Annotated in this window: 21 protein-coding genes, 2 pseudogenes and 1 other annotated feature; of the genes and pseudogenes, 4 read left to right on the top strand and 19 right to left on the bottom strand. The window is 58.9% G+C overall.

From position 1 onward, the window contains the following. On the bottom strand, positions 1 to 1,566 hold the full coding sequence (locus B6V73_RS09805; RefSeq protein WP_088725132.1) for an IS66 family transposase: 1,566 nt from the start codon (positions 1,564 to 1,566) through the stop codon (positions 1 to 3). Between the two features lie 71 nt (positions 1,567 to 1,637). Further along, on the bottom strand, positions 1,638 to 1,826 hold the full coding sequence (gene tnpB, locus B6V73_RS20440; RefSeq protein ID WP_168174884.1) for an IS66 family insertion sequence element accessory protein TnpB: 189 nt from the start codon (positions 1,824 to 1,826) through the stop codon (positions 1,638 to 1,640). Between the two features lie 40 nt (positions 1,827 to 1,866). Between tnpB (B6V73_RS20440) and B6V73_RS09810 the strand changes: the two genes are divergently transcribed. Beyond that, positions 1,867 to 2,895: an IS110 family transposase gene (locus B6V73_RS09810; RefSeq protein ID WP_078522627.1), complete on the top strand. Its 1,029-nt coding sequence runs from the start codon at positions 1,867 to 1,869 to the stop codon at positions 2,893 to 2,895. A 254-nt stretch (positions 2,896 to 3,149) separates the two neighbouring features. On the opposite strand, the gene tnpB (B6V73_RS09815) is transcribed toward B6V73_RS09810, so the two are convergent. The 17 genes and pseudogenes from tnpB (B6V73_RS09815) to B6V73_RS09905 all read right to left on the bottom strand — a co-directional run bounded on the left by tnpB (B6V73_RS09815) (position 3,150) and on the right by B6V73_RS09905 (position 16,265). After that, a complete protein-coding gene (gene tnpB, locus B6V73_RS09815) occupies positions 3,150 to 3,380 on the bottom strand; it encodes an IS66 family insertion sequence element accessory protein TnpB (protein ID WP_088725133.1) in 231 nt (76 codons plus the stop codon). After that, a complete protein-coding gene (locus B6V73_RS09820; protein ID WP_088725134.1) occupies positions 3,377 to 3,814 on the bottom strand; it encodes a transposase in 438 nt (145 codons plus the stop codon). Before B6V73_RS09820 ends, tnpB (B6V73_RS09815) begins: the two co-directional genes overlap by 4 nt. 88 nt (positions 3,815 to 3,902) lie before the next feature. Continuing rightward, positions 3,903 to 4,082, bottom strand: a pseudogene (locus B6V73_RS09825) (transposase); the annotation flags it as partial. Positions 4,083 to 4,219: 137 nt separating this feature from the next. Then, the gene (locus B6V73_RS09830) at positions 4,220 to 4,969 is read right to left on the bottom strand and encodes a phosphatase PAP2 family protein (protein WP_088725135.1); all 750 of its coding nucleotides are present in this window, start codon (positions 4,967 to 4,969) and stop codon (positions 4,220 to 4,222) included. 208 nt (positions 4,970 to 5,177) lie between these two features. Continuing rightward, positions 5,178 to 5,993, bottom strand: a complete 816-nt coding sequence (locus B6V73_RS21115; protein ID WP_088725136.1) for a DUF190 domain-containing protein — start codon at positions 5,991 to 5,993, stop codon at positions 5,178 to 5,180. A gap of 17 nt (positions 5,994 to 6,010) precedes the next feature. Continuing rightward, positions 6,011 to 6,418, bottom strand: coding sequence for a fluoride efflux transporter CrcB (gene crcB, locus B6V73_RS09840; protein ID WP_088725137.1), 408 nt, complete (start codon positions 6,416 to 6,418; stop codon positions 6,011 to 6,013). Next, the gene (locus tag B6V73_RS09845; RefSeq protein ID WP_088725138.1) at positions 6,418 to 6,654 is read right to left on the bottom strand and encodes a hypothetical protein; all 237 of its coding nucleotides are present in this window, start codon (positions 6,652 to 6,654) and stop codon (positions 6,418 to 6,420) included. Before B6V73_RS09845 ends, crcB begins: the two co-directional genes overlap by 1 nt. After that, complete coding sequence (locus B6V73_RS09850; RefSeq protein ID WP_088725139.1) at positions 6,651 to 7,400, bottom strand: TMEM165/GDT1 family protein; 750 nt, start codon at positions 7,398 to 7,400, stop codon at positions 6,651 to 6,653. The genes B6V73_RS09845 and B6V73_RS09850 overlap by 4 nt, the downstream gene beginning before the upstream one ends. A gap of 234 nt (positions 7,401 to 7,634) precedes the next feature. Next, entirely contained in the window at positions 7,635 to 8,177 is a 543-nt protein-coding gene (locus tag B6V73_RS09855) for a Chromate resistance protein ChrB (RefSeq protein ID WP_088725140.1), read from the bottom strand. A gap of 364 nt (positions 8,178 to 8,541) precedes the next feature. After that, positions 8,542 to 8,838 (bottom strand): hypothetical protein, encoded by a 297-nt coding sequence (locus B6V73_RS09860; RefSeq protein ID WP_088725141.1) that lies wholly within the window; start codon positions 8,836 to 8,838, stop codon positions 8,542 to 8,544. Between the two features lie 256 nt (positions 8,839 to 9,094). Beyond that, a pseudogene (locus tag B6V73_RS09870) lies at positions 9,095 to 9,298 on the bottom strand (ATP-binding protein); the annotation flags it as partial. Between the two features lie 177 nt (positions 9,299 to 9,475). Then, complete coding sequence (locus tag B6V73_RS09880; protein WP_088725143.1) at positions 9,476 to 10,327, bottom strand: universal stress protein; 852 nt, start codon at positions 10,325 to 10,327, stop codon at positions 9,476 to 9,478. A 13-nt stretch (positions 10,328 to 10,340) separates the two neighbouring features. Then, entirely contained in the window at positions 10,341 to 11,822 is a 1,482-nt protein-coding gene (locus B6V73_RS09885) for a SulP family inorganic anion transporter (protein WP_088725144.1), read from the bottom strand. Between the two features lie 67 nt (positions 11,823 to 11,889). Beyond that, positions 11,890 to 11,948: a sequence feature (sul1 is cis-regulatory element that is thought to sense ions involved in sulfur or methionine metabolism; They are found in Alphaproteobacteria), on the bottom strand. A 683-nt stretch (positions 11,949 to 12,631) separates the two neighbouring features. Further along, the gene (locus B6V73_RS09890; RefSeq protein ID WP_088725145.1) at positions 12,632 to 14,821 is read right to left on the bottom strand and encodes an AAA family ATPase; all 2,190 of its coding nucleotides are present in this window, start codon (positions 14,819 to 14,821) and stop codon (positions 12,632 to 12,634) included. Position 14,822: 1 nt separating this feature from the next. Then, positions 14,823 to 15,290 carry a hypothetical protein gene (locus B6V73_RS09895; protein WP_143597889.1) on the bottom strand — a complete coding sequence of 156 codons (468 nt, stop codon included), beginning with the start codon at positions 15,288 to 15,290 and terminating at the stop codon, positions 14,823 to 14,825. Continuing rightward, positions 15,287 to 15,910 (bottom strand): hypothetical protein, encoded by a 624-nt coding sequence (locus B6V73_RS09900; protein WP_088725147.1) that lies wholly within the window; start codon positions 15,908 to 15,910, stop codon positions 15,287 to 15,289. The genes B6V73_RS09895 and B6V73_RS09900 overlap by 4 nt, the downstream gene beginning before the upstream one ends. Position 15,911: 1 nt before the next feature. Continuing rightward, positions 15,912 to 16,265: a hypothetical protein gene (locus tag B6V73_RS09905; protein ID WP_088725148.1), complete on the bottom strand. Its 354-nt coding sequence runs from the start codon at positions 16,263 to 16,265 to the stop codon at positions 15,912 to 15,914. A 205-nt stretch (positions 16,266 to 16,470) separates the two neighbouring features. Between B6V73_RS09905 and B6V73_RS21335 the strand changes: the two genes are divergently transcribed. The 3 genes from B6V73_RS21335 to B6V73_RS09920 form a co-directional block, all read left to right on the top strand. Then, entirely contained in the window at positions 16,471 to 16,884 is a 414-nt protein-coding gene (locus B6V73_RS21335; RefSeq protein ID WP_276206796.1) for a transposase, read from the top strand. Then, on the top strand, positions 16,884 to 17,234 hold the full coding sequence (gene tnpB, locus B6V73_RS09915) for an IS66 family insertion sequence element accessory protein TnpB (protein WP_088725149.1): 351 nt from the start codon (positions 16,884 to 16,886) through the stop codon (positions 17,232 to 17,234). Before B6V73_RS21335 ends, tnpB (B6V73_RS09915) begins: the two co-directional genes overlap by 1 nt. 54 nt (positions 17,235 to 17,288) lie before the next feature. Next, on the top strand, positions 17,289 to 17,785 hold a 497-nt coding region (locus B6V73_RS09920; RefSeq protein WP_206185577.1), incomplete at its 3' end, for an IS66 family transposase zinc-finger binding domain-containing protein.

Below are 17,785 nucleotides of genomic sequence, written 5' to 3' on the forward strand. Positions count from 1 at the left end.
CTACGCGGCGGTGCTTGACGGGATCTGGTAGTTCCAGGGCATGAGTGCGTCGATGCGGCTTTTGGGATGCCCATCGAGCAGTGCGCGCAAGGTGTCGGAGAGGTAACTGACCGGATCGACGTCGCACATCTTGCAGTTTGCGATCAGGCTCGCGAGCAATGCCCAGTTCTCTGCTCCGACCTCGTGCCCCGCGAAGAGCGCGTTTTTCCGTGTCAGAGCGATCTTCCTGATCTGGTTCTCGACCGGGTTGGTATCCAGCTCCAGACGGCCGTCTTCAAGGAACCGCGTGAGGCTGGGCCAGCGCGCCAGAGTGTAACGGATGTCCTCGGCCAACTTGGATGAACGCGGGATGCGCGAGAGCTGTGCCTCGAGCCAGGGACGGAAGGCGGCGATGACCGGTGCCGAGAGGTTGCGCCGGGCAGCAAGTCGGGCGTCTGGAGCAAGGCCGCGCACGGATTTTTCGACGGCATAGAGCTCGGCGATCTGGCGCAGAGCTTCCTCGGCAATCGGCGACCCATCTTTTTCCAGGCGCTTCACGAACCGCCGACGCGCATGCGTCCAGCAATGGACGAGCGTCCATGGGCCCTCAGGCCGGTCGACCTTGGTGATCTTGTCATAGGCTTCATAGCCGTCGCATTGCACGAACCGCCCGCGATAGCCCTCAAGGAATCGCAGTGCATGCACGGCACCGCGACCGGGCGCGTAGTGGAACATCACCACGGGAGGGTCAACGCCACCGTGCCCCCGATCATCGGCAACGATGGCCCAGAAGTAACCGGTCTTCGTCTTCCGTCGCCCGGGGTCGAGCACCGGTGCTCTTGTTTCGTCCATGAAAACCCGGTCCGCACCTTTCAGCCGCTCCTTCAGGTGATCGGCGATCGGACGCAGGTGGAAACAGGCGCGTCCCACCCAGTTGCCGAGCGTGGCCCGGTCCAGAGTGATCCCCTGCCGGGTATAGATTTCGGCCTGTCTGTAGAACGGAAGATGATCGCCGAACTTGGCCACCATGACCTGCGCGATCAGGGCCTCTGTGGGCAACCCGCCGGGCACGACATGTTCCGGGGCATGGGCCTGCGCTACCGTGCCGGAGCAGCGCCGGCAGGCATATTTGGGCCGGCGGGTGACAAGCACACGGAGTTGGGCCGGAACCACGTCGAGCCGCTCGGAAACATCCTCGCCGATCCTGGCCATCTCGCCGCAACCGCAGGGGCAGAGGGTGCTTTCGGGTTCGATGACCCGTTCGATCCGGGGCAGATGGTTTGGAAGGTGACCCCGGTTGCGGTTCGGCCTGCCGCTCTCGGCAGCGCCTTGTCCCTTCAGGGCGCGTCGCGCCTTCTCCTGCGCCGCCTCCAGCACGCCCTGCGCCAGTTCGACATCTTCGAGCGGCAAATTGAACTGCTCCGGATCGAGCTTCTCGGATCTCCGCCCGAACTTCTCCCGCCGCAGTTCGCTGACGATGCTTTCCAGTCGTCGCTGCGCCTCGACCGCATCGACAAGCGCCGCCTCGGTCTCGGCGAGGCGGGCTTTCAGAAGTGCGTTTTCTTCGGCCAGAGCGGTGTCGGTCATGACTGCGATCAAGCACACGGGGCGGCGCCCTGCCACCGACAAATCATCCCCGAGTCATTCTGCCGCAGCTCCTACCCCGCCAAGTCTGGTCGCCGCACACGCTCGGGGCGAACAAGCCGCCAGTCGAGCCCCTCGAACAATGCCGAGAACTGTGCTGGCGACATCTTGATCACACCCTCCTGCGCCTTGGGCCAGACGAATTTCGCACCTTCCAGATGGGGTGGTTGCCGCCCTCCCCAGACGGCATCGCGATGTGCCAAGATGGTGGTCTGAGAGCCACGAAACTGAGAGGACGGCAAGATGAAAGATACGATAATCGGGGTGGACTTGGCAAAACGTGTTTTTCAACTTCACGGTGCGACCATGACGGGCCATGTGACATTTCGTAAGAAGCTGACGCGTGAACAGTTCCGGCAGTTCATGGCTGAACAGCCATCCTGCCATGTCGTATTCGAGGCTTGCGGCAGCGCCAGCTACTGGGCGCGCGAGATGGCCAAGCTGGGACACGACGCCAAGCTTATTGCGCCGCAATACGTCAAGCCTTTCGTAAAGCGCCAGAAAAACGATGCCGCCGATGCCGAGGCGATCGTTATCGCCGCACGTCAGCCCGAGATGCGGTTCGTCTCCCCCAAGACCGAAGATCAGCAAGCCAGGGCGATGCTGTTCCGCGGCCGTGAGCGCCTCGTCTATCAGCGCACCGAACTGGTGAACGCGCTGCGCGCGGTGCTCTACGAGTATGGTCATGTGTTTCCTGCCGGCATTGGCCATCGCAAGCGGATCGAGGCGTTGATTGAAGATTCCGCCTGCGACCTGCCGGCCCTGATCATCGCGGAATGCCGCGACCTGCTGGCGCAAATTGCCGAGAAGACCGACAGGATCAACGCGAAGACCAAGTCCCTGAAAGAACTGGCGGCGGCGACCCACACGGCGCGCCGGCTGCAGACGATGCCTGGGGTCGGACCTCTGACGGCGCTCGCGGTCGAGGCCTTTGCACCCCAAATGGCGCAATTCAAGTGTGGCCGAGATTTCGCGGCCTGGCTGGGGCTCGTGCCACGTCAGCACTCTTCGGGCGGTAAGGCGCGCCTGGGGCGAATATCGAAGGCCGGTCAGACGGACATTCGGCGGCTTCTGATCATCGGGGCAATGACAAGGATCATGGGCCGCGCGCGCCACAAGATCCCGGCGGACGGTTGGCTTGGCCGGATGATGGCGCGCAAGCCGAAGATGCTGGTCGCGATCGCATTGGCTAATAAGATGGCGCGGCAGATCTGGGCGATGCTGATGAAAAATGAGGATTACAGGGATCCGGCACTGGCAGCAGTGGCATGAATATCGTGTCGTAACCAGTCAATGCCGGTGCGATGGGGAGTGTGAGAAGACGACGAACCGAATGGGCAAAACGATCGAACAGATCCGGATTGGGAAAACCAGGACAAGCGGCAGAGCGATAGAGCTCGGCTTCCAGATTAGGACCCGATCCGCTGATCACCATCCAGGCCCGCGGCTTCTGGAAATGCCGCAAAACGAGGCCTGACAGAAGACCGCACTCGATCACATGCCAATAGGGTCAGAAACTTCTTGCATCACAGGCGGCAACCACAGAGGCGCTTGTGGATCAGCACGATTCCGGTCTGGTCCCAGACCAGCACCTTGATGCGGTCCGCGCGCTTGGCGCGGAATACAAAGGCCGCGCCGCTGAACGGATCGAGCTCCATCGTCTCCTGAACCAACAGCGCCAGACCATCCATGCCCTTTCGGAAATCGGTCGGGCGCGTGGCCACATAGACACGCAGCCCACCAGTCGGCGAGATCATTGCGATGCTGCCCGGATCGCGCGGATCATTCGGGTTAATTGCGCGTCGTCGATATCCGGCGGCACATGCAGGGTCACACCGTCGACCATCATCTCGATCCTGCCGGGTTTGATCGCACTGCCGCACCCTTTCGGGCTGGATTCAGGCCCGCCCCGCTCCGGTTCCAGGACAAGCGCTGCGAACATCGGTTCGTCAGCTGTCTCCGCAGGCAGCGCCAGCGCGCCGGCCATCAGCTTCTTGCGCCAGTCATAGACCTGCCAGCGGGTCACTGCGTGCCGACGCGCCACATCGGAGACCTTCGCTCCGGGCGCCATGCTTTCCGCCGCGATCCGAGCCCGTTCCGCCTCGCTCCGCATTCGCCGACCCGACCGGCCCTCGTAAATCTCGATCCTGCCCGCGTAGCCGTCCGCTGAGCCGTCTAAAGAGCCGTCCATTTTGCCGTCCTCTCCTGTGCCTCATCTCGGCACAGGACTCCCACAGATGATCCCAGAGCGGCAGGAGGGGATCGGCAAAGCGCTTACGGCAGAACTGGATCGCGGCATTCGAAAAGACCGGCGGGCGCCCCGGGCGTCCCTCATGCGGCGCGTGCCAGGTCATTTCCTTGTCCAGCCAGATCAGCAGCAGCGACCCGCGCTTCTTGAGCGCATCGTTGTAGGTGGACCAGTTCGTCGTGCGGTAGCGGGCGGGCGTAGGCTTGCTCATGCTGCTCGTCTAACCGCATGGATTCGTGATGTGAATCCTTCACGGCAAGAGTTCTGCAACAACACCGCGTCCACCCCATCGCTTACACAAAAATCTGCAGATCAAAGCGTGAAACGCCACCGTCTCTCATCGTGAAATCATCTGGATAGGCAGTGTTCAGGCCGAACTTTGTAGTCGAGGTGGAATAAGCGGAATATCCAGTCCATCAGCCCAACTACGAGCGCCATCAACAACCAAGAAAAAACTACGTCACTGAAGAAGTGTCCGCCGAAACCAACCCTCATCATCGAGCCGACGATAGCTAATACGAAGATTACCGCCAACATGACGCGCACATTCAGTTTTTCGAGACGCGGCTTCATTATGAAAAATAGGCTAATCGAAATACACGCAAATGCGCTGCCTTCTCCGGCGACGAAGCTGCAGTTGTGCTGGCACTGACTCGTCATTTCAAGTGCCGGCGTAAAAAATTTATTTCCGCCGAATTGTAAAATTTGGTTAGGGCGCGCTCTTCCCCAAAATTCCTTTAGGTAAACATTGACCAAAAGCCCGGGACCGACTGCATAGGTTAAAATATAGAAACCCAAGCTTTCCCAGCGCACCCGACGAAATAGCGGGCTTACAATCCTTAGGCATAGTAGAGCAAAACAAGCCAGAAATGATCCATCTGCCATATACCATAGCGACATTCTAAAAAGCTCAAAGGCAGTCGAACTTGCCATCGGCCAAATACCTTTAGTTGCGTCGTAAAATAGTTCGCTTACGCGAATATCAATCGAGCTCCATTTTGAGAAAATAATACCTGCGGCCAGAGTGGCAATGCTCCATATGAACCCATAAATAATAGGCGAGTTAGCGCAAATGTTACGCTGGAGTGAATACTTCATTTGATTTCTCGCTTATTTTCGTAATGGAAAATTTCGCCATCATGGCAGAGATCCACAGAAGCTGGCTCAGGCGGCTGCGGCCCCATTCGTATACCCCGATCACTACCAAGCCACTCAGGCACCATCAGCAACGTTCAGCTATAATTCCGGGCACCACGAGACAAGTCAGAACGAGGAAGACGGCTCTGAAGGCCGTGACGATCGGCGCTCAGTCGAATTCGCGAGCCGGAGTCTGGCCGTATTGGAGGACGCGCACGGTTTCGATGGTAACCAGACCGCTCGTCATAAGTCGGTCGAGTTCCGGCAGGAAGGCTGCGATCTTTTCTTCGCTGTCGACGATCTCGACCACAAGCGGGAGATCCTCGGAGAGACGTAACACCTTCGTGGTATGCAACCTGCTGGAGTGGCCGTAACCGAGCGCCCCGCGTGAGACTGTCGCTCCGGCAAGATGCATCTCGCGCGCCTTGAGCACTATGGCTTCGTAAAGTGGCCGCCCTTGATTTTGGTCATCTTCGCCGATAAATATTCGCAAGGCTTGCGCATTCCTTGGCATGTCCATGTCCATTGTCTCCTCTTCCATTGATGATGTCGCTGACCGATCGCCGCGCAGCCTGTTCAAGCTTTCGGCGAGAACTGCTCCCGTCCAGACAGCAAGCATCCATGTCAGGATCGAGAAGCCAATGTTGACACCTGCCAGTGACCAGTGGCGCGCTGAGAGTAAATGGAACGTCTCGAGGCTGAACACTGAGAATGTTGTGAAGCCACCGCAGATGCCAGTCATCACGAATTGGCGCATCCGGGCGCTAACTGTGAACCGGCCTCCGGGTTCCGTGAGGGTGGCATAGAAACCGATAACGAACGACCCCACGACGTTCACAATAAGCGTTCCCCAAGGGAATCCGTAACCTGCGAGTTCGATGGCCGCTTGCGAGACCAGCGCGCGGCCCACCCCACCGATGGCAGCTCCAGCGGCAACGAACGCATATAGCAAAGCGCTGCTGTGAAGCGCAAGCAAGCGAGACATGGTCAGTCCATCGCGCCTCACGCGCCGAACTCCGACAGGATCCACCGCGCCATCAAGGCGCCGGACGTCACGGCCCCAAGACAGAGGCACAATGTCAGAAGGACGTTGACCGAAGCGCGCCCGATCTCGCTGTCGCGGACCAGCGCGAGCGTCTGAAGGGTGAATGACGAGACAGTTGTGTAGCTGCCCAAAAACCCGGTGACGGCAAGAGGCCAGGCCTCTGGTCTGTCGAAGATCGTCAGAAATTGAGCAGACACCGAAGAGAGGCCGATGACGAAGGCGCCGGACACGTTGACGGTCATCGTGCCCCAAGGGAATGTCTCGCCTATGGCACGCGCCACCAGCCCCGATACGAGAAAACGAGTGGCGCCACCGATAGCGCTGCCAACTGCGACCCAGATGATGAAGTCCGCGAGATCAGCCATCAGCGATGCGGCACCCTGGTCGGTGCCAGCTTCTGCCGCGCAGCCCGCAGGACCGCGCCAATGAGGACACCAAGGCTCCCGATTAGAAGCAGGACGCCTCCCAGCATGGGCGGTGCGCCCCCCAGGTCGATCGCCAACGCAGTGAGCGCGACGACCGCAAGAATGGCGGTGGAAAGCCACGCATCGCCCAAGAACATGCCGAAGAGCTCGGTCAGAACATCCTTCAAAATCTTCACTCTGCTGTCTCCAATACAGGTTTGCGGGCAAGTTGAGCGGCGAAAAGTCCTGCGCCGAGGAAAGCCCCGGCGAAAATAAAGAGCGCGAAGTCTGCGCCCGGCCATTCGACGCCCAGTCCCTCACCCGTCCAAAACACGCCGAAGGCCGAGAGCATCACCCCGACGCCAAACTTCAGTGAGTTTTCCGGCACGCGCGACAAGGGCTTATGCACCACGGCGCCGACGAGCAAAACCGCCATGCAGGCGGCCAGCGCACCGAGGCTGGCGGGCCACAAAAGCCCGCGTCCTGCACCGACCGCGATCACGATGAAAACCACTTCGAGCCCTTCGAGTAATACAGCCTTGAAAGCAGTGATGCCGGCGATCCAGTCGAGCGAGGTTTTTTTGCGGCGAGCTTGCTCGCTCAGATGCGCAGACTCTTGAACGAAGATTGCATCCTCGTCATGAAGCGGGATCACGCCACCTGCACGCAGCGCTGCCTTGCGGAGCCAGCCGATGCCGAACAGCAAAAGCAGCACTCCAATGACGAGTTGCAGGAGATGCAGCGGCACCAAATCCAGAAGGGGCCCAAGTGCAAGGACGATCACCGCAAGCATCGTGAGTGCCGCCCCGGTTCCGAGCATTGCGGGCCGCCAACTGCGCAGCGTCGCCACTGCGAGGATAATTGTGAATGCCTCCACGATCTCGACGACGGAGGCGAGAAAAGCTGATCCAATCGCCGGAGCGGCGGTTGTCCACTCAATCATAAGTCAGTCTCCCATTTGAAGCCAAATCGATCAGTCTCATGTCGCGCGCACCCGCTTCGCTTTCGTCCTGCGCACACCGATTTCGTCAAAACCAAGCTTGCAAGCTCCACTTGCGCACCCTGTTGGCCTTGGCAGGTCGGCCGCATTACCAAACACGTTCGATTGCGCCATTTCGAAAGACACTGTCGAAAAAATGTGGATGAAATCCGGCTGGTTTCGGCGACCTGCATCGCTTCACCCGTCCTCGTCATGCGCGTCGAATACGCGGCGGGCGTAATCGTCCAAGACTACTTCGCAGCCCTTCAGGCGCATGCGCGCCTCTTCGGCGCGCTCGCCGCCGTAGAAGTCCAGCTTTTCGATCTTGGCGAGCCATCCTTGTAACTTCTTGAGATCGACGTCGTTCTCCTCGAGCTCAGCATACGTGTAGTGTTTCGCGGCTATTTCCTTAGCGACCTCTCGTTCGAAATCATCGCATTTGTCGATGAATTCGTCGTATGCTTCGTCGCGGTCTGCTTTGAAACGGGAGACAACTTTCTCCTCTTGCGCTCTGTCGAGCGCGACGGTTTCAAGAATGACGCTATCGCCCTTCGCTTCAGCGACCTCGTTTTCCAACATTTTGAGCCGACGAATATGATCGTCGGTCTTTGGCAAAACGCAAACGCCATTTTGTAAATAAACCGCGCCCATACCTTTGAGCCGGCGCCAGACAGCCATCCGCCGCGCGGCGGGCTCAGCAGGAACCTTGTAGGTCAAAAGGAGCCACATCACTTCGTTCATTCCATCTCCTTGGCATGTTGCGGTGGCAACACAGAATCCGTGCTAAATTATTTTGAAATTAGTCAATACCACCAGCGCAGCGAAAGAAGAAGAGCTCGCTTGCTTTCAATCCCATCGTTGAGCCTCTTGTCGAGCAGCATCACTTGAGACCCCAATGTCGTCGAGCAACCTTAGGTCCAGCGCGATTAGGGCGCGACGTTGTTTTTGTCGATCAAGCCAGAGCAGCAGCGGATTTTGAGACGGAGGTCGCTTCAGGGGCGAAAAACCTCTGAAAGGCCAATTGATCTCAAAGACGTCACTCATTGCGCACCTCATCGGTATCTCCTGACAGCGTTTCAACCATACAAATGATATGTTACGGTAGTTACATGTCAAGAGTTCTCATGTGCGAACGGATTGCGCATTCAGAACCTCCGTCGGAACTGGACCACCCGATAGGGGTAGGCCCCGCCTCCGCGCCGACGAACTCGCCCGGCGCGCTCTGGTAATGGCTGAGATCGACTGAGGCCGCGAGGATCACCCCAGAAAATCGACTCAAATCCACCTCGTTGCCCGACTCCGATAGCGGCAGCAGTTCCACTCCTTGCCCCCCCGTCGCGGCGATATGGCGCGCGGCATTGCGGGCCTTCCCCTCGCTGCTGACATAGCAAATCGGGATCATCGGCCTTTCCTCCCTGTTGCTGGGGCTCGGTCAGCTATTTCTACTGAGAAGGAGACATCCGAATGCTCGACCACCCCACCCTGAACCACCTGCGTGCCCTCAAGCTCGATGGCATGGCGGAGGCCTTCGCCGATGCAATCCTCGACCGGCTCGTCCACAATGCGTATTCCACAGAAGATGGGCATCGGTTCCACGGCATCGTGGGCAGTCATTCCACGCCTCGGGCAGTCTGGCCGACTGGTGCATGGAGTCAGCCTCAACCCGTCGGGTCAAGCGGTTTCATCGCGGCGGTGCGCTTGCGCATGCTTTCTCCGGCGAGGGGCAGACGGTGGGCATTGTGGACGAGCCGGTCCAGAATGGCGTCGGACAGAGTAGGGTCGCCGATGGCGTCGTGCCAGTGCTCGACCGGGAGCTGACTGGTGACGATCGTGGAGCCACGGCCGTGCCGGTCCTCCAGTATCACTCCCGAAACTTGGCATGAGTTCCTCGACGACTTCGTCCATGACGCCGATCTCGTCGCCCGCATCAAGGCCCAATCGCCGCGGTAGCAACCGGCCGGTTACGGTAGAACAAAGCCGCATGTGGGCGCTTGGCCGGAGATCGGAATTCCCATGGCCCGTAGTCCGACCTTTTGAGGTCACCGCACCAGCAGGATCGGCACCTTGCACGTTCGGATCATCTCAAGGCTCGTCGAGCCCACGAAGAGCGACCGCAGCCGGGAGTGCCCCGAGGTTCCCATGACGAGGTGATCGAGATTGGCCTCGTCGATGAGCTTGCCGAGAGCTTCCTCAGGCTGGCCGGGCAAGATACTTTTCTCTGCATCGAGCCCCGCACCCGAAAGCACCGCCTTCGCATCTTCGAGCCCCTTCTTCGCGGCGTCCGTCGCCGATCCGACCGTGACGATCTTGATCTCAAGACCGGCATAGAGCGGAGAGCGTGCCACGTAATCGACCGCACGCATCGCGCTTGCGCTGCCGTCGTAGGCGATAAGCACCTTCCCGATCTGGCGGAATGCTCTGGACGCAATGAAGAGCGGCTTCGATGCGGCACGGACGACACGTTCCAGATTCGATCCAAGGTGCCCCTTGGCAAAATCGGCGGCCTCGCCACGTTTGCCGATCAGGATCATTTCCGCGTCGCGCTCCTTCTCGGAGATTGCCTCGATCAGGTCGCCACGGCGCAGGTGTTCGGTCGCCTTCACGCCTGCCGCATTAAGGAGCGCCTTGGCATCTTCAAGGATGGCGCGTCCACGCGTGAGGGCCAGTTTGGCGCGCTGCTCGTCGAGACTGGACAGCTCTTTCAGCAAGGCGCTGCGGGCTCCCAGAGAAATTGCACCGGACAAATCCGATCCCCCGCCGCCCTCGCGTCGGCCGAGCACATGCATCAGTTCGACAGCGAAGGCACCGCGCTTGGCGATCCACGCGGCATGGTCGCAGACGCTCTTCGAATACGAAGAGCCGTCCACAAGCGCGATGATTTTCTTGGTCATTAGTTCCCCTCCCTCAATGCGACATCAATTTGTCCATCGCGCCGGGCTCGTCATGGACGGCCAGCTTGTCAACGATGGTCTTCGATGCTTCATTCATGCCGACGATTTCGACCGCCGATCCGTCTCGACGGAACTTCAGCACGGCCATGTCGAGGGCGGCAATCGAAGAGACGTCCCAGATATGTGCATGGCTCACGTCGATCACCACCTGATCGGCAGCTTCCTTGAAGTCAAAGGCATCCATGAAATTCTCCACCGAGGCGAAGAAAAGCTGTCCCGTAATGCGGTAAGTGCGCACGCGCCCGTCATCGGACAGCGACGAGGTGACCCGGAAGAGCTGAGCGATCTTGGCCGCGAAAAAGAGGCCCGACAGCAGGACGCCCACAAGCACACCGATAGCGAGATTGTGGGTGTAGACCACGACTGCCACGGTCACGAGCATCACCACAGATGACGATCTGGGGTGCGTTTTGAGTTGCTTGATCGATGACCATGAGAAGGTGCCAATCGAAACCATGATCATGATCGCGACGAGCGCCGCCATCGGGATTTGCGCGACGATGTCGCCGAGTGGAACCACCATCACGAGCAGAAATACTCCGGCAGCGAAGCAGGATAGCCGCCCGCGGCCGCCAGACTTGATGTTGATCATGGATTGACCAATCATAGCACAGCCAGCCATGCCGCCGATGAAGCCGGTCAGGGTATTTGCGAGCCCTTGCCCGATGCACTCTTGGTTGCGGTCCGACCTCGTGTCCGTCAGGTCATCGACGATGTTCTCGGTCATCATGCTTTCAAGAAGTCCGACAACCGCAACGGCCGCCGCATAAGGCAGGATGATCGTCAGCGTCTCGAAGTTGAGAGGAATGTCAGGGATCAGGAAGACTGGCAGTGTGTCAGGCAGCGCGCCCATGTCGCCGACGGTGTGAACGTCCCAGCCGGTGACCATCACTACCGCCGTCAAGACAATGATCGTCACCAGCGGGGAGGGCACGGCCCGTGTGAGGTAGGGAAAGAGATAGATGATCCCGAGACCGGCCGCGACGAGGGGGTAGGTCAGCCACGGCACCCCGGTCAGCTCGGGGATCTGCGCCATGAAGATCAAGATGGCGAGCGCGTTAACGAAGCCGGTCATCACCGAGCGCGAGACGAAACGCATCAGATGGCCGAGCCGGGCGAACCCAGCGGCGATCTGGAGAAGACCGGCGAGCACCGTGGTTGCCAAAAGGTATTCGAGACCGTGGTCCGCGACGAGCGTGACCATGAGCACGGCGGTCGCGGCTGTTGCCGCCGAAATCATGCCGGGTCGGCCGCCGGCGATCGCGGTGACGACCGCAATGGAGAAGGAGGCGTAAAGACCGACTTTCGGGTCCACGCCAGCTATGATCGAGAAGGCAATTGCCTCCGGAATAAGAGCAAGTGCGACGACGATGCCGGAGAGCAGGTCGCCGCGAACGTTACCGAGCCACTGGCGTCGATAGGCGTCGAGGTTCATTTTGAGAGTTCCGTTCCTATCCGGTCAGGCCTGAACGCCAAACCGGTCATCTTTACAGATAATCTGGGTTAGCCCGGCGGGTCGGCGGCCAGGAGAGCCACTCGGGGATCGCACCCCAAGTCCAGATGATTGCGCGGGAAATAGCGGGCAAATTTCGGAATTGCAACCAGATGAGCATACTCAATCGGTGCTTGCGAGTTTCTTCTAACGGGTTGTCCTCCTCGATCTGAGCAAGAATAGACAATTATCCCGCATACCTTGATCTCTTAGAACTCGGATATGGCGGTGATCGCGGAGTTCTCGTGGCGGTTTCGGCCGCACCGGTGATCAGCTTGACGGCTTGAAGTTCCACGGGAGAAGTTCAAGCCGTCAAGCTGAACCTGAGGTGGGATGCAGCCGCCGCTTACTTTTGCCTGACCGGCATGGCGATCATCTTGGTCGCCCCTATGCTTCAGAAGCAACCTGCGGTCTCAATCGGGCGATTACCCTGTGCCTTCACCTTCTCCGGCCACCAACCCCCGCAGCTTTCGCGGCCCAACTCACCGCAATGGGCGATCGGCTCCACGGAACGGAAACGTTCCGCCGCTCGCCCATTGCTCCCGCGGCGCAACAGCGCCAAACTCAACCCCGGCCCCTGGCATCAGCTGGATGAATGTCGGGAAACACAGCAGGGCTTTATTGACACCGGCCAGAGGCGCTTGCGGGAGACTTCGATCCTTTGACGAAAGAAATGCGCTTATTGTCTGCTTCGCCTCGTTCCGCCCGACAGGGCGGGCAGATCGCGTCGATTTTATACGCGCATTTTTTCGTCAAACCAATCCCTTCGGACCCGCGTAGCTGAAGCCTGTTATCCGTTTTGTTCGGCGACCAATGGCTTTGCTTAGTTCTTCTCTTGAGCCGATTATGATAACCTGCGCTCTCGCGCGCGTAACAGCCGTATATAGCCATTCCCTCGTAAGCAGGGGTGTATCTTCCAGCATGACGACAACCGCTTTAGCCGAGGACCCCTGGCTCTTATGGCAGGTGATTGCGTAGGCGAGCTTGATGTCGAGCGCCACTTCGGTCGGAATGGTTCGCAAAATAGGGCGACGGGTATTCGGATCAATAGGGTCCCCCTCCCAGCTAACCATTATCTCATCTTCAATATCTTGGACGACACCGAGCATGCCATTAAACAAGCCGCTGCTGTAATGGTTTTTCGTGCAGATGATGGGGTCGCCGGGATAGACATCCGCGTAGAGGCCGAGGCGTTTGGCCTTGTCCCAGTTCTTGGCGATCATCGCCTTATTGAACGCTTCGACGGTGTCGTTCTTGGCCGCACAAACCATGACTTCATCCACGTCGGAATAGCTGCGGATGTGGCGGTATAATTTTGCAGTTGTCGAAATCAAGGCGTTTGGCGTGGCCTCGACAAAGTGAACCCCTTCCGTCTGTTCGAGGAAGTTCGGTATGTCCGGCACTTCACCACGACGAATTTCACCGGCAATAAGAGGAATTGACGATCCCTTCGCCTGCCTCAGCGGGCGCGTGAGGTGGCTTGTGATTTCTGCATTGTGGACCAGCTCATGAAACACTGCGCCAAATCCCACAGGGGGGAGCTGCCCGGAATCGCCAACAAGCAGAATCCTGCATCCCAGCGGCTGAAATTTTCTAATCTCGCTTAGCAATTCATGTAACGTGGCTGTATCAGCCATCGCGGCTTCGTCGATGATCAGCAGAGTATTCCTGGTCAGATTGGGAAGATGTTCTCCGGTTTTACCTTCGCCGAGCGCACGTATACCGTTGATAAGCCTTGCAATCGTCACAGCCAATCTGGGACTTCCTGGGCGTGACGTTGAGCGACTAAGCTGAAGTGCCGCTTTTCCGGCAAGAGCAGCCATTAGGACATTGCCGCCGAGCGCTTCCCAGGCAAAAGCCACCGCCGACATGACGGTTGTTTTGCCCACACCGGCACCCCCTTGAAGGCATGCAAGCGGCCGGCCAATAATCTGCCTCACTGCATTCCGTTGCTCCTCGGTAAGAACGAACCCGATTGCTCCTTCCGCTTCTGTGATAGCTGCGGATAACTTCGGAGGTCCATGAATTCGGGCGCTGGCCGAGAACGCCACGAGCATGTCCCGAACATCGTTCTCCAAGTATCGGGCTCCAAGCGGCCGTATCAGTTCTCCGGATTGGACCAAAGAGCCGCTGGCGAGCCCCTCGGCGACCATGGCGGCTCCATCGACCCCATGCGGGGCAAGATTGCGCCATTGCGCCTCTGTAGCCGCCGTATGGCCCTGTGAAAGCAATTTACGAGTAGCGGCATCCACGGCTCCGCGAAGTCGCTCTGGATGCCTCGCAACGCGCTCTGTGCCAGACCTACGCAGAATAGATCGGCCAAGGGCGTCGGCGGTTGACCACGGCAGCAGCGCGGCCGCCAAATACGGGTTTGCAATGAGCGCGTCACCGGCACTCGAGGCCCCGAGTAAACGCCAGAGCTTTCGAGCAGCTACTCGATCCTGAACACCGAGGTGCTCCAAGCAGGCGTAGAATTCAAATTGCTCGACCTGGACCTTATCGGCCGCCAGCTTCTCAGTGAATTCTGCCTGGACATGCGCGGCTAACTTTGAACCAAGAGCCGGGCGGTCTGGCTGCAAAGCCTCGCCAATTTCTTCGAGGCGTTCTGGATCAGCGAGAACTTCATGAATGTCCTCACCGAACGTATCGATGAGGCGTTTAGCGCGTGCTTCTCCGACGTGAGCCAATGTCATCAAATAGCCCGAGAGCAAACGACCCGATGTGGCCGTCCGTTCAATCGAGTCCACTTCGATCTGGGTAAAGGTCCTGCCGTAATCATCACGGAACTCCGACTGAGCGCCGGAGACGGAATAGCTTTCACCGACAGCTGGGTAGAGGGGCTCCTTGACCCGCACCCTGTAAACACGACCATCCCTGCATTCGCCAGAGAAGATAACACCTAACGGGAACTGGTTCACGATGCTCTTAACGGCAAGTTCCATGTTAGATCACCTTCGGCAACAGGCCAGATCTGACCATATCCAACTGAGCTTTGAGGCCCTCGTTCTCTCGTTGAAGCGCCGCATATTTCGCTTCCACCTCGTTCAACTTTTGAAGCAAAGCTGCATATTGCGCGCGAGCATGAACCGCGCCTTCGCGATCTGCTTTTGCGCGTTTGGCAGTGGCGGCAATCCTCGACTTGGCAACTTGGTCTATATCGACTTCGCTACGCTGAGAAAGACGATGATTCTCGGCCAGAATGTCGACAGCCGTCTTGAGTTCTTCGCGGTAGAAATTCTGCCGGTCGTCGACGCGAACCTGCCATTCACCGTCATCAGCGGTTAACTCGCGGAGCCGCAGAGTTAGGTTCTTATAGTCGATCTGGCCTTTCGCGTTGGTAGGGACTTCACCGTCATCGAATTTGGTCAGAGCACGAAGAAGTCGTTCAGCACCTGTATTCTTCACTGTCACGAGACGCCCTCCTTCTTGAACCATTCGACGAAGGCGCCGGCCAAATTTTCACCGGCAACGACGTCGCTACCGGGCATGCCGAATTCATCGACAATCGACTTTCGTTCGGTGTCTACAATCAAGCCTTGAGTGTGTTCCAGCAAAGCCAATACCAGATGGGCTGTCTGAACGAACTCACTCGAACGTTGCCCCTCTTTAGGTTTTTGAAGAGTCTTAGGAGCAACGGTGCTGTCTGGGTGGGGAACGGACCGCCCCATATTGGAAATGGCATGTTCAAGCCGCTTAATTCTCCTGTCCCTGTTCGCAATGTCGGCCTTCAGCATTCTGACCTTGGCCCTATGGACTGTCAGGCCCTGATGCAAAGGCGAAAGAAGGTTGGCTGCTCCTTTTTGCGACACCAAATACTCGTCGAGCTGGGCGCGGTAACGCTCATTTCGGCGCAGAGTAACGTCGCTGACGCCAATCTGCTCCGATACATGCTTCGATAGCTTTGTGACATTCTCAAACAGAGCGCCAATCCGCCTAAGCTCAGTCAGCGCGCTTGATATCTTCGTGGCGCAGTTGTCCGCCATCTCTTTCTGATAGGCGGCTGCATTTCTGGAGCCTTTGGGGGCAGGCATTCTACGATTCCTCACTCTGTGATATCTGCAACAGCGTCGGCGAACTCAATAACTTCCCCGCTTGCGATGGAGGAATACCGAGGGAATCCATGCGGAGTTTCATGGCGCCGTAAAGCGCCTTGACCTCCGCGTCAGGATCGAGGTCTTCTATTTCCTGGGTAGAACGAATATTGCGCATGAGGCGCATTGCTTTGATCCTGAGATCATCGGTGATCAATGCCGGATAGGCTTCAGCGTCCATAAGCCGTTCCGCCAGAAATTGCGCTTGATCGCTCTCTCGAACGACGCGGATAAGATGTTCCCGAATAACTTCAGGCTGGTCGGTGTGTATCCCGCCGATATCTTCCCTACGCATATCCCGAAGTGTCTCTTCTGCCTGTCTCCAACCCATGAGTTCATACCCATCAGCCTCAATTCGGTCGGTGATTTCCTGTAGGTCCTGCGGACGATCACCAGATTTCTTTATCGAGATAAAGGTAAGCGGTGTCTGAGCGGCACGTTGTCTACGCCGGCGCGGACTGCGAGGTGATACCCATCTCAAGATGGGAGTGCGTTTCGCAATGGATGCTCAGACTGCGTTTCTCAGATCGCTGGGAGTTGAGATCTTCGAGAGCGGGCACCGCCGGTGGCCGGAGAATGTGAAGGCACAGGCTGTCGCGGAGACACTTGAGCCGGGCGCGACGGTGAACGCCGTGGCGGCGCGTTACGGGATGAAGCCGAACCAGTTGTCGGCGTGGCGATGCCTGGCCAAAGAGGGCAAGCTGGTCCTGCCCGCCGCCGAGATGTCGGATGAGCCGACTGCCTTCGCGCCGGTTGTCCTGTGCGAGCCGAAGCCCCCGCAGGCGCCGCAGCCCTCGGGGCAGTCGGACGACAGCCTCCGCCTCGTCTTCGGTGACGTGACGATCGCGCTTGCCGCCGACACCCCGGCAGTGCGGATTGCCGAGATCGTCCATGCGCTCGGGGCGTCCTCGTGATGATGCCGTCCCACACCGTCCGTATCCTCGTGGCGACCCAGCCGGTCGACTTCAGGAAAGGCCACGACGGTCTCGCCGCGCAGGTCGCATCGGTCCTGAAGGAGGATCCGTTCACTGGCACCGTGTTTTTGTTCCGGGCGAAGCGTGCAGACAGGCTAAAGATCCTCTTCTGGGACGGCACCGGGCTGGTGATGGCCTACAAGCGGCTTGAGGAGAGTTCCTTCATCTGGCCGGCGGTTCGGGACGGCGTGATGACTTTGAACCGGGCGCAGTTCGAGGCCCTGTTCGCCGGGCTCGACTGGCGCAAGGTGAAGGCCCTGGAGATCCGCCGCCCGGCTGCGGCAGAGTGAATCAGGCACGAGAAAGGGCGGGCCTTCGAGGCGGCTTCGGGGTAGCCTCCGGCCATGTCATCCACCGCGATCATTGACCTGTCCGCAATCCCCGAGGCGCAGCGCGAAGCTGTCGCCGCGCTGCTGCGCGAGCATGAGGAGCTCAAAGGTGAGAGGGTCAGCCTCAAGGAGATCATCAAGCGCCTCGAGCATCTGGTCGCCGAACTCAACCAAGCAGTCCACGGCAAACGGTCCGAGAAGCTCAGCGAAGATGACCGGCAGCTGGCGTTCGAGGATCTCGAGATTGCGGTCGCCGAAGCCGAGGAGAAGCAGGAGACGCAAGCGCCGTCCGAGAGCCTACCCCGGCGTGCAGCCCGGCGCAATCGAGGCAACCTGCCCAAGGACCTGCCGCGCATCGAGCGCGTGATCGAGCCGGACAGTTTGCAATGTCCTTGTGGCTGCGGGGAGATGCACAAGATCGGCGAGGACCGGACCGAGCGACTGGACATCGTGCCCGCCCAGCTGCGCGTGCTCGTCACGGTTCGCCCCAAATACGCCTGCCGCGCCTGCAC

Origin of the sequence: Thioclava sp. JM3, assembly GCF_002213185.1 — a bacterium.
GTDB lineage: Bacteria > Pseudomonadota > Alphaproteobacteria > Rhodobacterales > Rhodobacteraceae > Thioclava > Thioclava nitratireducens.

Coding starts and splice junctions, on each gene's coding strand:
- tnpB (WP_088725149.1), top strand. CDS start 16,884: ATGATGCCGTCCCACACCGTCCGTATCCTCGTGGCGACCCAGCCGGTC.
- B6V73_RS09850 (WP_088725139.1), bottom strand. CDS start 7,400: ATGATTGAGTGGACAACCGCCGCTCCGGCGATTGGATCAGCTTTTCTC.
- B6V73_RS09880 (WP_088725143.1), bottom strand. CDS start 10,327: ATGACCAAGAAAATCATCGCGCTTGTGGACGGCTCTTCGTATTCGAAG.
- B6V73_RS09890 (WP_088725145.1), bottom strand. CDS start 14,821: ATGGAACTTGCCGTTAAGAGCATCGTGAACCAGTTCCCGTTAGGTGTT.
- B6V73_RS09820 (WP_088725134.1), bottom strand. CDS start 3,814: ATGGACGGCTCTTTAGACGGCTCAGCGGACGGCTACGCGGGCAGGATC.
- crcB (WP_088725137.1), bottom strand. CDS start 6,418: ATGGCTGATCTCGCGGACTTCATCATCTGGGTCGCAGTTGGCAGCGCT.
- B6V73_RS09805 (WP_088725132.1), bottom strand. CDS start 1,566: ATGACCGACACCGCTCTGGCCGAAGAAAACGCACTTCTGAAAGCCCGC.
- B6V73_RS21335 (WP_276206796.1), top strand. CDS start 16,471: ATGGATGCTCAGACTGCGTTTCTCAGATCGCTGGGAGTTGAGATCTTC.
- B6V73_RS09855 (WP_088725140.1), bottom strand. CDS start 8,177: ATGAACGAAGTGATGTGGCTCCTTTTGACCTACAAGGTTCCTGCTGAG.
- B6V73_RS09860 (WP_088725141.1), bottom strand. CDS start 8,838: ATGATCCCGATTTGCTATGTCAGCAGCGAGGGGAAGGCCCGCAATGCC.
- B6V73_RS09885 (WP_088725144.1), bottom strand. CDS start 11,822: ATGAACCTCGACGCCTATCGACGCCAGTGGCTCGGTAACGTTCGCGGC.
- B6V73_RS09900 (WP_088725147.1), bottom strand. CDS start 15,910: ATGCCTGCCCCCAAAGGCTCCAGAAATGCAGCCGCCTATCAGAAAGAG.
- B6V73_RS09830 (WP_088725135.1), bottom strand. CDS start 4,969: ATGAAGTATTCACTCCAGCGTAACATTTGCGCTAACTCGCCTATTATT.
- B6V73_RS09905 (WP_088725148.1), bottom strand. CDS start 16,265: ATGCGTAGGGAAGATATCGGCGGGATACACACCGACCAGCCTGAAGTT.
- B6V73_RS09810 (WP_078522627.1), top strand. CDS start 1,867: ATGAAAGATACGATAATCGGGGTGGACTTGGCAAAACGTGTTTTTCAA.
- tnpB (WP_088725133.1), bottom strand. CDS start 3,380: ATGATCTCGCCGACTGGTGGGCTGCGTGTCTATGTGGCCACGCGCCCG.
- B6V73_RS21115 (WP_088725136.1), bottom strand. CDS start 5,993: ATGTCTCGCTTGCTTGCGCTTCACAGCAGCGCTTTGCTATATGCGTTC.